Annotated in this window: 15 protein-coding genes; 6 read left to right on the top strand and 9 right to left on the bottom strand. The window is 62.4% G+C overall.

Annotation, left to right across the window (positions count from 1 at the left end; translation table 11 throughout):
• Nucleotides 1-7: 7 nt before the first annotated feature.
• The 3 genes from KW846_RS17180 (at nt 8) to KW846_RS17170 (ending at nt 2866) form a co-directional block, all read left to right on the top strand.
• Entirely contained in the window at nt 8-904 is an 897-nt protein-coding gene (locus KW846_RS17180; RefSeq protein ID WP_218483687.1) for a LysR substrate-binding domain-containing protein, read from the top strand.
• A 500-nt stretch (nt 905-1404) separates the two neighbouring features.
• Nucleotides 1405-1767 carry a DUF6124 family protein gene (locus KW846_RS17175; protein ID WP_218483685.1) on the top strand — a complete coding sequence of 121 codons (363 nt, stop codon included), beginning with the start codon at nt 1405-1407 and terminating at the stop codon, nt 1765-1767.
• 178 nt (nt 1768-1945) lie between these two features.
• A complete protein-coding gene (locus KW846_RS17170; protein ID WP_015094492.1) occupies nt 1946-2866 on the top strand; it encodes a LysR family transcriptional regulator in 921 nt (306 codons plus the stop codon).
• Here the strand turns inward: KW846_RS17170 and KW846_RS17165 are convergent.
• Entirely contained in the window at nt 2787-3383 is a 597-nt protein-coding gene (locus KW846_RS17165; RefSeq protein WP_218480385.1) for a DinB family protein, read from the bottom strand. The two genes, KW846_RS17170 and KW846_RS17165, sit on opposite strands and share 80 nt — an antisense overlap.
• 72 nt (nt 3384-3455) lie before the next feature.
• Entirely contained in the window at nt 3456-4565 is a 1110-nt protein-coding gene (locus KW846_RS17160) for an NAD(P)/FAD-dependent oxidoreductase (protein ID WP_218483682.1), read from the bottom strand.
• A gap of 131 nt (nt 4566-4696) precedes the next feature.
• On the opposite strand from KW846_RS17160, the gene KW846_RS17155 reads away from it, so the two are divergent.
• Nucleotides 4697-5017: a DUF2388 domain-containing protein gene (locus tag KW846_RS17155; RefSeq protein ID WP_116583254.1), complete on the top strand. Its 321-nt coding sequence runs from the start codon at nt 4697-4699 to the stop codon at nt 5015-5017.
• On the opposite strand, the gene KW846_RS17150 is transcribed toward KW846_RS17155, so the two are convergent.
• Both KW846_RS17150 and KW846_RS17145 read right to left on the bottom strand, forming a co-directional pair.
• Nucleotides 5011-6003: a pyridoxal-phosphate dependent enzyme gene (locus KW846_RS17150; RefSeq protein ID WP_218483679.1), complete on the bottom strand. Its 993-nt coding sequence runs from the start codon at nt 6001-6003 to the stop codon at nt 5011-5013. The two genes, KW846_RS17155 and KW846_RS17150, sit on opposite strands and share 7 nt — an antisense overlap.
• 101 nt (nt 6004-6104) lie before the next feature.
• Nucleotides 6105-6896, bottom strand: a complete 792-nt coding sequence (locus tag KW846_RS17145; RefSeq protein ID WP_218483677.1) for an SDR family oxidoreductase — start codon at nt 6894-6896, stop codon at nt 6105-6107.
• Nucleotides 6897-7019: 123 nt separating this feature from the next.
• Between KW846_RS17145 and KW846_RS17140 the strand changes: the two genes are divergently transcribed.
• Both KW846_RS17140 and KW846_RS17135 read left to right on the top strand, forming a co-directional pair.
• Nucleotides 7020-7964 carry a GlxA family transcriptional regulator gene (locus tag KW846_RS17140; protein WP_218483674.1) on the top strand — a complete coding sequence of 315 codons (945 nt, stop codon included), beginning with the start codon at nt 7020-7022 and terminating at the stop codon, nt 7962-7964.
• A 72-nt stretch (nt 7965-8036) separates the two neighbouring features.
• Nucleotides 8037-8696, top strand: a complete 660-nt coding sequence (locus KW846_RS17135) for an isoprenylcysteine carboxylmethyltransferase family protein (RefSeq protein ID WP_218483672.1) — start codon at nt 8037-8039, stop codon at nt 8694-8696.
• A 105-nt stretch (nt 8697-8801) separates the two neighbouring features.
• Here KW846_RS17135 and KW846_RS17130 read toward each other — a convergent pair whose 3' ends face one another.
• The 5 genes from KW846_RS17130 to KW846_RS17110 form a co-directional block, all read right to left on the bottom strand.
• On the bottom strand, nt 8802-9464 hold the full coding sequence (locus tag KW846_RS17130) for an HAD-IA family hydrolase (protein ID WP_218483669.1): 663 nt from the start codon (nt 9462-9464) through the stop codon (nt 8802-8804).
• Between the two features lie 59 nt (nt 9465-9523).
• Nucleotides 9524-9931, bottom strand: coding sequence for a response regulator (locus KW846_RS17125; RefSeq protein WP_218483667.1), 408 nt, complete (start codon nt 9929-9931; stop codon nt 9524-9526).
• A gap of 204 nt (nt 9932-10135) precedes the next feature.
• Nucleotides 10136-10390: a pentapeptide MXKDX repeat protein gene (locus tag KW846_RS17120; protein WP_218483665.1), complete on the bottom strand. Its 255-nt coding sequence runs from the start codon at nt 10388-10390 to the stop codon at nt 10136-10138.
• A gap of 53 nt (nt 10391-10443) precedes the next feature.
• Complete coding sequence (locus KW846_RS17115) at nt 10444-11229, bottom strand: molybdopterin-dependent oxidoreductase (RefSeq protein WP_218483664.1); 786 nt, start codon at nt 11227-11229, stop codon at nt 10444-10446.
• Nucleotides 11226-11843, bottom strand: coding sequence for a cytochrome b/b6 domain-containing protein (locus KW846_RS17110; RefSeq protein WP_218483661.1), 618 nt, complete (start codon nt 11841-11843; stop codon nt 11226-11228). Before KW846_RS17110 ends, KW846_RS17115 begins: the two co-directional genes overlap by 4 nt.
• Nucleotides 11844-12112 lie beyond the last annotated feature (269 nt).

Here is a 12112-nt window from a genome sequence, read left to right as displayed (position 1 = left end):
GTCTGACATGATCGACATCCGCCAATTGCGCTACTTCGTCGCCGTCGCCGAGGAAGAACACGTCGGGCGCGCCGCCGAACGCCTGCATATTTCCCAGTCACCCCTGAGCCGGCAGATCGCCCAGCTCGAAGAACGCCTGGGCCTGACCCTGTTCGAGCGCAGCCAGCAACGCATCCGTCTGACCCGCGACGGCCAGACTTTCCTCGCCGAAACCCGCGCCCTGCTGACCCACGCCAATCGCCTGGAGTCCCTCGGCAAACGCCTGGGGCGCGGCGAGGAAGGCGGCCTGTGCATCGGCTACATCGAAAATGCCATGCACGCCGGCGTGCTGCCCAATGCCTTGCGCGTGCTGCGGGTCAACCGCCCGAACGTACATGTGGCGCTGTACAACCTGCGCTCGGCCGAACAACTCGAAGGCTTGCGCCAGCGTAGCCTGGACATTGCCCTGGTCAGCGAACCACCGACCGAAGACGACCCGGACCTGCTGGGCTTCCAGGTGCTGGACGACCCGATGCTGCTGGCCCTGCCCGAGCACCATCCGCTGGCACAGCAGACCGTGCTTACCCCGGCAGACCTCGCCGGTCAGGAGTGGATTGGCGTGCAACACCAGAATGTCGCCAGCCGTGAAAACTTCGTCAGCGCCTGCATCCGCGCCGGCTTCACCCCGGATATCCGCATGGAAGCCACCGGCCCGTTCACCGCAATGGCACTGGTGGCCTCAGGACTGGGCATCGCCATGATCCAGAAAGGCTTGAGCCGCAACGCACCGCCGGGCGTGGTGCTGCGGGAAGTGTCGTGGATTTCCCTCACCCGACCGCTGTGGGCGGCGTGGCACCGGATCAATTTGCGGCCGTTGGTGGAGACCTTCCGCAAAATGTTGACCGAGCCTGAGTCCACCCCATGAACCTGTGGGAGCGGGCTTGCTCGCGAAGGCGTCGGCATTGCCAGCAATGTTGTCGACTGATACACCGCTTTCGCGAGCAAGCCCGCTCCCACAGGTTTCGTGATCAGCCCAAAGCCATGTTTTTGTCGTGACATCCGCACATTAAACATCGACTGACCGCCATTGTTTAACGGCTGTCAGCGTAACTTGATGAAAGCTACAGCGCCTTGCGTCATTGCCTACGGTTACGCCAGAATCCGCCGGCTTACGCGCCTTGGGCCCGGGCTTTATCGTTAGCCGGTCGCTGAAAAACAGCGATCGGGTTTGGTAGCCCGGACTAATTAGGCGCATAGCGCACCGTTTGCAGACCTTTCAGGTCTCTGTTTTATGGTGGCCATGCGCAGGGCTCTCTCGGGAGCGCCGGGTTCCTAATTACCGGTCTACCAACCCGCGTATGGCCGCCACCCCTCGTTTGGTAGCGAGGGCTGAAGGCTCCGTAATTTCAATTAGGAGCTCCATCAATGATCAAGCCCACACCCAATCCCCCGGAAACAAATCCAGCCTCCCCCTACGAAAGCCCCGACTCCAAGCAATTCCACGAAGCCGCCGAACGCGCCCTCAATCACTACCTCAACCCCGCCGCCAACATCATGGCCACGCCCCACAAACCGTCCACGATGTTCACCATCAACCCCGACATCGACACCGAAACCCTGCTGGCCCACGCCTGCGAGTCGCTGGCCTCGGCCAATGTGATGACCAACGATCTGGCGGGTTTTCTGGAGGGCTCGCATCGCAACACGCTGCTGGGCATTGCTCAGGTCATCATGCTGGGTGAGTTGGCAGTGAACCGGGTGCTGGATCGACTCGATCCGCCTGAATAAAGCGCCGAACCTGTGGGAGCGGGCTTGCTCGCGAAGGCGTCGGCATTGCCAGCAATGTTGTCGCCTGACACACCGCTTTCGCGAGCAAGCCCGCTCCCACAGGTCATCAGCGAATTCCAGATTGCGCAGGATTTGGTGCTTTACTGAGAAGACTCAAGATCCCACCGAGAACCCCGGCATGAACCGCAACGACCTGCGCCGCGTGGACATGAACCTGCTGGTGATTTTCGAAACCCTGATGTTCGAGAAGAACCTGACCCGGGCCGGGGAAAAACTGTTCCTCGGTCAACCTGCTGTCAGTGCGTCGCTGGCCAAGCTGCGCGATCTGTTCGACGACCCGTTGCTGGTGCGCAACGGTCGAACCCTGGAGCCGACCCCGCGGGCGTTGCAGATTCTCAAGGAGTTGCAGCCGGCGATGGACACCATTTCCGGTGCAGTCAGCCGGGCCAAGGATTTCGAGCCCTCCACCAGTCGCGAGGTGTTTCGCATCGGCCTGTCCGACGACGCCGAATTCGGGCTCTTTCCGCCGCTGCTCAAGCAGATTCGCGAAGAGGCACAGAACGTTGTGGTGGTGGTGCGCCGGGTGAATTTTCTGCTGATGTCGTCGATGCTGGCCAGCGGCGAGATTTCCGTCGGTATCAGCTACACCACGGAATTGCCGGCCAATGCCAAGCGCAAGAAATTGCGCGACCTGAGTGTGAAGATCCTGCGCGGCGATGACCGTCCCGGCCCATTGACCCTTGACGAGTTCTGCGAACGCCCTCACGCACTGGTGTCGTTTTCCGGGGATCTGAGCGGTGCCATCGACAATGACCTGGCCCGGATCGGCCGTTCGCGCCGGGTGGTACTGGCGGTGCCACAGTTCGCGGGCTTGCGGGCGTTGCTGGCGGGTACTGACATGCTCGCCACCGTACCGGATTATGCGGCCAGTGCGCTGATCGAAGGCAGCAGCCAGTTACGGGCGGACGATGCGCCCTTTGAGATCAACCTGTCCGAACTGTCGATGGTCTGGAACGGGGTCAGCGATAACGATCCGGCAGAACGCTGGTTGCGTTCGAAAATTGCACAGCACATGGCGGCGCCACCGTCGGGGCATTGATCGACTGCAGGACCACCGGTTCGGATTCGCGTAGGTACACCGGCATGTCGGTCACCGGTGGCATGGCCGGAATCTCGAAGTACATCTGCACCACCCAGCCGCGGTGATAGCTGGCGTGGTTGACCACATGCATCAGCATCGCGCCGGCACTCATGGTGCCGCTTTCGCCCGAGACAAAGGTGAACTCCACCGGTCTGTCCAGGGAGGCATCGGTTTGCCGGGCGCTCCAGTCGCAGTACCAGCGGTCGATCTCTTTTTGCGCCTGGCGCAGTTCCGACAGGTCGGCATGCAGCAGATCGTGCGAGGTCTTGAAGCCATGTCCCCGGCCTTCAAGGTGCGCCCGCCAGATGCAATCCACCACGTAGACATGATTGAGGGTGCCGATCATGTTGTTGAACACCGACACCCGTTGTTTTTTGACTTCGCCCGGAGGAAGCGCCGCAAGGCTGTCAAACAGACGCTGATTGGCCCAGCGTTTGTAATCGGCCAGCAGGCAGGCAGTGCGTACAGTGATCATCAGAGGTCTCCGATGGCAGTAAGCGCACTCCCTAGCATAGACCCGATGCCCGCAAGGCAGGGTCAGCACCGATCATCGGTCATCGAGGCGTTTCACCACGTACTCGGCGAGCGCCAGGCAACTGGTCAGCCCCGGTGATTCGATGCCGAACAGATTCACCAGACCCGGCACGCCATGTTCGGCGCATCCGCTGACGAGAAAATCGGCGGCCGGCTCGGTTGGCCCGCTGATTTTCGGGCGAATGCCGCTGTAGGCCGGTTGCAGGCTGTTGTCCGGCAACCCCGGCCAATAACGGCGGATCGCCTGATAGAAGCCCTCGGCCCGGCGGGGTTCGACACGGTAATCAATGTGCTCGACCCATTCGACATCCGGCCCGAAGCGCGCCTGCCCGCCCAGGTCGAGCGTCATGTGCACGCCCAGTCCCGCACTCTCCGGAGCCGGATACACCAGGTGCCGAAAGGGTGCCCGGCCGCTGAAACTGAAATAGCTGCCCTTGCAAAGATGCGCCTGGGGAACGCACTGTGCAGGCAGACCGACGATAGCGCGCGCCACCTCGGGAGCGGACAGCCCCGCGCAGTTGATCACTTCGCGGCAGCGCAGGGTCATGGGTTGACTGCCGCCCATGTGCAGCTCGAAGCCCTGGTCGATGCACAGGGCCGACAGCAACGGCGTGTGCAAGGCCAGCGTCGCACCGAAGCGCTCGGCGTCGCCCTGAAGTGCCAGCATCAGCCCGTGGGAATCGACGATGCCGGTGGAGGGCGACCACAGTGCCGCGACGCAGGACAACGCCGGCTCGAGCTCGCGGGCCTGTGCGCTGTCGAGCCATTGCAAGTCATCGACACCATTAAGCCGCCCTTGCTCCAACAGACGCTGCAACGCCGCGCGCTGCTGCTCATCGGTGGCCACGATCAGCTTGCCGACGCGCCGGTATTCAACGGCGTGCTCATCGCAAAAAGTGTAAAGACGCTGCTTGCCCTCCACGCACAGTTGCGCCTTGAGGCTGCCTTCCGGGTAATAGATACCGGCATGAATCACCTCCGAGTTGCGCGAGCTGATGCCCGTGCCGATGCCCGCCCCGGCCTCGACCACCAGCACGTCCCGCCCGCTCATGGCCAGGTGCCTGGCCACCGCCAACCCGACGACGCCAGCCCCGATCACCACGCTTTGAATATCGACGTTCAACGACCCTGTCTCCCACAACCGTTCTCGGCGGCGACGCCTCAGAGCTCTCCTCACGGAACTCTCGTCGACTGCCACGTATCCTAAACTATGTGATACATCCCTTATGCTTCATGCAGTCGGAGGACACCGTCATGCGCCGCCTATTTATCATCTCTGCACTGGTACTTTGTTTGCCCGCAGGTTCGGCTCTGGCCAAAGTGGATGCCGGTGACGTCGCCACTTCCGCCGGGGTTTCCGCCTCGCTGTACTCAACGTTCAAAGACCACAAACTCATGATTCCCGCCCGGGATGACGCCTCCAGTTTCGTCGCCAGCGGCGGTGCGATTCGTGGTGCTTATCTGGAAGCGGTGTTGAAAAAGATCCGTCAGGACAATCCCGCCCTCAACAACGCAAGCGACGAAGACCTGGCCCGCGCCATCCTCGTCCAGGATGGCGTTGCCACCGATCACTGAAGACCGTCATCGCCAGCGGTAGGGCTTGTGACACCGGGATAGCGTTTCCAGCCCTGCCTTGCGTGCGTGCCAGTGGACATGCGTGCCCACCCGGCCACGAGCTGCGCGTTGATACTCACCCCGCCGCACACCACGATCACCACGTCATGAGCGTCGGCAATCGCCGGGTGATCCAGGTAGGCGATCGCCAATGAAACGCCGCACGCCGGCTCGACCATCTGACGCAAATCATTGGCGTAATGCACCACGCCCATGATCGCCTCATCATCACTGAGCACCACGCACTCATAGGGAAAATCGCCGATGTGCCTGACCGGCCAGGCGGCCACTTGCGCGGCCCCCAGGGACGTGGCAACCGTGTCGATTTTCGGCAGTCTGACCGGATGCCCGGCCGCCACCGCCGCGGCGAATGACGCCGCGCCTTCGGTTTCGCAGGCGACGATGCGGCAATCGGTGTGCCGATGACGAATCAGTCCGGTGAGCAGCCCGGCCAGCAAGCCACCGCCGCCCACCGATGCCACCAGCACATCCACTGGCGGGCAGTCGGCAAGGATTTCATCGACCATCGTGCTGTGCCCTTCCCACAACACCGGGTGGTCGAAGGCCGGCACGAATTCACTGCGTGGGTCCTGGGCGAGTTCCCGGGCCCGTTGATTGGCTTCGTCCCAGACCTTGCCGTGCTCGATCACCTCGGCGCCGGTCTTGCTGATCCGCGCCCGGGTGCTGTGGGGGGTGGTGTGCGGCACCACGATGCAGGCCTTGAGCCCCAGGCATGCCGCGGCCATGGCCGTGGCCAGTCCCGCGTTACCGCCGGAGGGACAGACCACCTTGCGCTTGCCCTGCTGCGCCGCCCGGCTGCACAGCAAGCCGATGCCGCGTATTTTGAACGAGCCGCCCGGTTGCAGGTTTTCCAGTTTCAGCCAGATACGGCGGGTCGGGGTCGACAGGCCGGGGTGCAGAATCAAAGGCGTGCGGATGTGAAGCATGTCGGTTCCTGTTACACGCCACCGGCTCGCCGAACAGGTCGACGAGCCAGCGGTGAACGGTCCTCTCATGCAAGTTTAGTTCACCCGATCCGGGGACAGTCTCAGCGATAACGCGGCGCCGCCACGCAATTGCCAAACAACCCGGACAGGGTCTTGCGCTGGGCTTCGTAACGATCCCACTGGCTGCCATCGTGCAGGCCCGGGATGGTCACCGTTTCACCGGCCGCCAGGCCCGCGAGCGCGGCATCGACCATGTCTTCGGCGGACATCACGATCTCCTGTGGCAGGTTTTCCACCGGATTGCCGGCCTCGCTCCAGAAATCGGTGGCGGTCGCCCCCGGCAACACCGCCTGCACGCGCACGCCTTTGTCCGCCAACTCATGCTGCATCGACTGGCTCAGGGCCAGGACGAACGCCTTGGTCCCGCCGTACACGCCGTTGAGGATTTCCGGGGCGATGGCGACGATGGAGGCGATATTGACCAGGGTGCCGGTGCCCCGTGCAACGAAACCGGGTACAGCGGCGTAGGCCAGGCGCATCAATGCCGTCACGTTGAGGCTGACCATCGCTTCCATGTCGTCCACGGGACTGGCCAGCAGCGGCATGACGCCACCGACCCCGGCGTTGTTGACCAGCAGGGTGATGCTGGCGTCGTTGCGCAGGATCTGTTCGACCCGTAGCGAATCCGCCTTGTCCGTCAGGTCGGCGGCCACCACCTCGACGCTGCGCCCGGTCTGGTCGCTCAAATGCTTGGCCAGGGCATTGAGTTTGCCCCGGCTGCGGGCTACCAGGATCAGGTCGTAACCCTGGCGAGCCAGGCGGTCGGCATACACCGCGCCGATGCCCGAAGAAGCGCCGGTGATCAGTGCAGTGCCTTTGGATGAGAGAGCCATGGTGCAATTCCTCAAGGGTGAGGCGAGAGATTCGCCGGGTGCAGTCCGTTATAAAGGGACTTACGCCTGTCTCAAATGACGTTTAAAGTACGTTTTTCGGACATAGCGTTTGAGGACAGGCCGATGATCAGCGTGGCGTTCGTGGTTTTCGAGGGTTTCCAGTCCATGGCGCTGGCCGCCATGCCGGTGTTCGAATACGCCAATTTCAGTGCCGCACAGACCCTGTATGACGTGCGCGTGCTGTCGGAAAACGGTCACACCCTGCGCGCCTCGGGTGGCTTGAGCGTTTGCACCGAGGCCTTCGACGGGCGCGTGTTCGACACCGTCATCGTGGTCGGTGGCGACTCGATCGTCGAACAGGCGCCCGAAGCCGTGCTGGACTACCTGAAGGCCAGCATCCACAGCGCGCGCCGCACCGCGTCGATCTGCTCCGGGGCGTTCGTCATGGCCCAGGCCGGCTTGCTCGACGGACGGCGGGCCACCACCCATTGGGCCTACGCCCGGGAACTGCAGGCGCGGTTTCCGGCGATCAAGGTCGAGGCGGATCGCATCTACGTGATCGACGGTTCGATCTGGACGTCCGCCGGCATGACCGCGGGTATCGACCTCGCACTGGCCATGGTGGAAAAGGACCACGGCGCCGAGCTGGCCCGGGCCGTGGCGCAGAAACTGGTGATGTACCACCGCCGCGCCGGCGGCCAGTCGCAGCATTCGGCGCTGCTGGAACTGGCGCCGAAATCCGACCGCATCCAGACCGTGCTCGGCTACGCCCGGGAACACCTCGCCCAGCCTCTGTCGGTGGAGCAACTGGCACAAGTGGCCAACCTCAGTCCCCGGCAATTCAGCCGGGCGTTTCGCGCCGAAACCGGGCAATCGCCGGCCAAGGCCATCGAGAACCTGCGTCTGGAAGCGGCGCGACAGATGCTCGAGCGCGGACGCCTGACCCTCGACCAGATCGCCGTGGAAACCGGGTTCACCGACCGCCGCCGCATGCGCGAAACCTTCCTGCGGGTGTTCGGACAACCGCCCCAGGTGATCCGGCGCAATGCGCGGGCGGAGGTGATTTGATCGCTCCCTCGCTCTGCGTGGGAACCCTCGGTATCTACACTGAACATACCGGAGGTCTTTTTTGGAGGCGCCATGAAAATCTCGGCCAAACTGGCGTTTTTTGCCGTCGTCAGCACCCTCGCCTATCTCGCCCTGGCGATCTGGGGACTGGGCGGTTTCGCGGCTTACTTCAGCCACGGCTCACTGGTCGTCGTTGCCCTGGCCACCCTGGTCATGGCCGTCGCATCGCTGTTCACCGAGGTCAACCTGAGTTCGGGAGAACGCGAAGACCGGGCCAATCGCTGGGTCCTCCCGGTCTTCGGTGTGATCGGCGTGCTCAGCGGCTTCCTGCCGGCCTATACCGACCGCATCGATTTCTGGACCTTTGGAGGTGAAGGCGTGCGCTGGCTCGGGGCACTGTTGTTCATCGCGGGCGGCGCGCTGCGGTTGTGGCCGGTGTTTGTGCTGGGCAAGCGCTTCAGCGGGCTGGTGGCGATCCAGCCGGGGCATCGACTGGTCACCGAGGGCATTTACCGGCGCCTGCGCAACCCCAGTTACCTGGGGATGATGGTCATCGCCGTGGGCTGGGCGCTGGCGTTTCGCTCAAGCGTCGGTCTGCTGCTGGCGGCGTTGACCCTGATCCCGTTGATTGCCCGGATTCACTCGGAAGAGGCCTTGCTCAGGGCGCAGTTCGGCAGCGAATACGAAGCCTATTGCGCCCGCACCTGGCGGTTGGTTCCGGGACTTTACTGAAGCAACGCAGGACCCTGTGGGAGCGGGCTTGCTCGCGAAGGCATAGTGTCAGTCGCAATCAATGTTGACTGACACACCGCTTTCGCGAGCAAGCCCGCTCCCACATTAGACCGCGTACAGGTGCAGGCCTGCGGCATCCACCTGAACCCGGACCAGGTCATAGTCAACCAAGGTCCCATGCGCCGTCTCGATCGGCTGCTCATGGGTCGCCGTGACAATCATCAAATCCGCCCCCGCCGCTTCAGCCGCCAGAATCCCCACCGTGGCATCTTCAAAAACCAGGCACTGCCCAGGCTCCACACCCAGGCGCCGGGCCGCGAGTCGGTAACCCGCGGGGTCCGGTTTGCCGGCAGTCACATCCTCGGCGGTGATCATCACGGCAGGCTCTGGGATTCCCGCCGCCGCCATCCGCCGCAATGCCAGTTCCCGTGGGGCGGAGGTGACAATGGCCCACTGCCTGGCCGGCAAGGACCGCAGGAATTTCGCCGCGCCAGCCACTTCGAATACCCCGTCGACGTCGTCGATTTCCGCTTTGGTGATCCACGCGGCTTCGGCCTCGGCATCCACCCCGGGCAAGCCCAGGCGCCTGATGGTGTCGATGGCGCGGGCACCGTGAATGGTCGGCAGGAAGGATCCGACATCGACCCCATGGCGCACGGCCCAGGTGGTCCAGACCCGCTCGGCAGCGGCAATGGACGTCAGGACGGTACCGTCCATGTCGAACAGAAAGGCACGGTAAGTCGAGTTGAATACAGAGTGATCGGACAAGGAAAGGACCTCGCAGCTGCCGGACGGATTTGCCCGGCAATGTAGCATCTGCGAACGGCTCAGTTGAGTCGTTTGGACTTGAAGGCCTGGCTCACACAATCGAGCAGCCCACCGATCATCCAGGGCTTCTTGATAAACGAGACCGCGTGCCGCACGCCGGAGCTTTCAGGGGTTTCGAAACCGGACATGATCATGATCGGCTTGTCCGGCCAGCGATCACCGAACTGGTTGGCCAGGTCCGCGCCATTGAGCGTGCCGGGCATGGTGATGTCTGTCAGCAGCATGCCCACCTGCGGCGCATGCTGTTCCAGATAGATGGCTGCCGCGTCCGCACTGGTGTGCGGCTCGACGACAAACCCCTCCTCCTGGAGAATCTCACAGAGAAACTCCAGGATCAGCGGGTCGTCCTCGACCACCAGAATCAACCCGCCAGGACGATGTCCGTCCGCCGTCGGTACTCGACTCATGACCGTGCCGCTCCCTGATTGCCTCAATGATTTCGCGGAATTGGATCCGCTGCCTAAAGGTATGAGCAGCGCAAACCGCGGAAATTCATTTTTGATACAGCCAGGTGACCGGCATCACGCGTCCGGATCAATCATCGATGTCTTTTTTCGGGGCTCAGGTCGTTCGGGGCGACAAAAAACCTGTGGGAGCGGCGGTGATTGGACTTACTGAGACATTTCGCTTTTTTTCATTGCATCCTTGGACATTGCATCTTTTTTCATCGAATCCTTGGACATGCTGCCTTTGGACATGGCGTCCTTGGACATCGAATCGGTCTTCTTCATCGCGTCCTTGGACATCGCATCCTTGGACATCGAGTCCTTGCTCATGCTGTCGTTGCTCATCGTGTCAGCTGCAAACACGGGGGCGGCGCCAACGGCCAGGCACATGGACAGTACAACGGTGGTCAACTTTTTCATGATGAAACTCCTTGGAGCGTGGGTTGTGGAGGTGTGAAAGGGCCAGGCATCCGTCAGCTGCCACCGAACCAGTTGTAGCCCTGGTCTTCCCAGTAGCCGCCGCTGTAGGTGTTGCTGACGAAAATCGCCTGAATGTGTTTGGGGTTCTTGTAGCCAAGCTTGGTGGGCATGCGCAGCTTCATCGGGAAGCCGTATTCGCGCGGCAGCACCGTGCCGTCCCAGGTCAGCGCCAGCAGGGTTTGCGCGTGCAGCGCCGTGGCCATGTCGATGCTGGTGTAATAGTCGTCGGCGCATTTGAAGCCGACGTATTTGGCGTCGGTGTCGGCGCCGATGCGCTTGAGGAAATCGCTGAAGCGCACGCCGCCCCACCGTCCGATCGCGCTCCAGCCTTCGACGCAAATGTGCCGGGTAATCTGTTCGGTCTGGGCCATGGCACGCAGCTCTTCGAGGCGCCAGCTGCGCTTGTCGGCGACCAGGCCGCTGACCTCCAGGCGATAGCTCTCCTCCTCCACTGTCGGTGCCTCGTCGATGCCGTAAAACGCATTGAACGGAAACGGCCGGGTGATCATCGACTCAGGGTAGGTCGGCGCCATCGCGTTGGGGTTGAACAGCCAGCCCTGCACCCGGTCGTTGAAGCGCGACATGGACGACAGCGCGGTGTCGACGCTTTCGTTGTCGGTGATGTTGCAACCGGACAACATGGCCACGCCACCGAGGGTCAGGCCACGCAGCAGGAACGAGCGGCGCGAGCGGTCTTCGATTTGCGGGGCCAGGATCTTGCGGGCGTCGGTGAGAATCGAAGATTCGTCCAGCCCGGGGATCTGAATACGCTTTTTCATGCTTGCTCCTTGCGGCCGACGATCATGGCCAACAACGTTTTCGGCACCAGCGCGACCATCAGCAGATGGACCGCCACGAAGGCCACCAACAGCGCCATGGCGAAGAAATGCACACGGCGTGCGCCCTCGTAACCGAACATCAATTCACGCAGCAGCGGAAACTGCACCGACTTCCACAACACCAGCCCGGAGAGCACCAGCAGCGTGATGTCGACCATCACGAACAGGTAGGCGACGCGTTGCACCTGGTTGTAATGGCTGAGATCGGCGTGTGCGAGTTTTCCGCGCAAGGCGGCCCACAGGTCATGCAGCACGCCCTTGGGCGAAACCGGGAAGAAGCGCCGCTTCAGGCGCCCGCTGAACAGGTTGAAGGCCAAGTAGATCAGGCCGTTGATCGCCAGGAACCACATCGCCGCGAAATGCCACTGCAGCGCGCCACCGAGCCAGCCGCCGAGGGTGATCGACTTGGGAAAGCTGAATTCGTAGATCGGCGAGGCGTTGTAGATGCGCCAGCCGCTGGTGACCATCACCAGCACCGCCAGGGCGTTGAGCCAGTGGGTCAGGCGTAGCCAGCGTGGATGACTGGCCTTGGGTGAAGCAGTTGACTGCGACATGTCCGGCTCCCGTTTGTTGTTCGTTGGGGCCGAGTATGGGAGCCGGAAGATCGCCAAATCCTCACGTAAAGTTAAATTAAACGTGATAACTCGCTCACAACGAGCACCACAAAACCTGTGGGAGCGGGCTTGCTCGCGAAGGCGTAGTGTCAGTCGCTATTAATGTTGGCTGACACACCGCCTTCGCGAGCAAGCCCGCTCCCACAGGGGGATTTGTGTGGTCCGTCGAGTGCGCAATTATGGTTAAATGCCGCCCCTTTCCATGCCAC

The sequence above is a fragment of the Pseudomonas sp. PDM32 genome (assembly GCF_019219225.1).
Lineage (GTDB): Bacteria > Pseudomonadota > Gammaproteobacteria > Pseudomonadales > Pseudomonadaceae > Aquipseudomonas > Aquipseudomonas laurylsulfatiphila.
The sequence above is the reverse complement of the archived record's forward strand: the minus strand, read 5'-3'. Positions and strand labels throughout refer to the sequence as shown.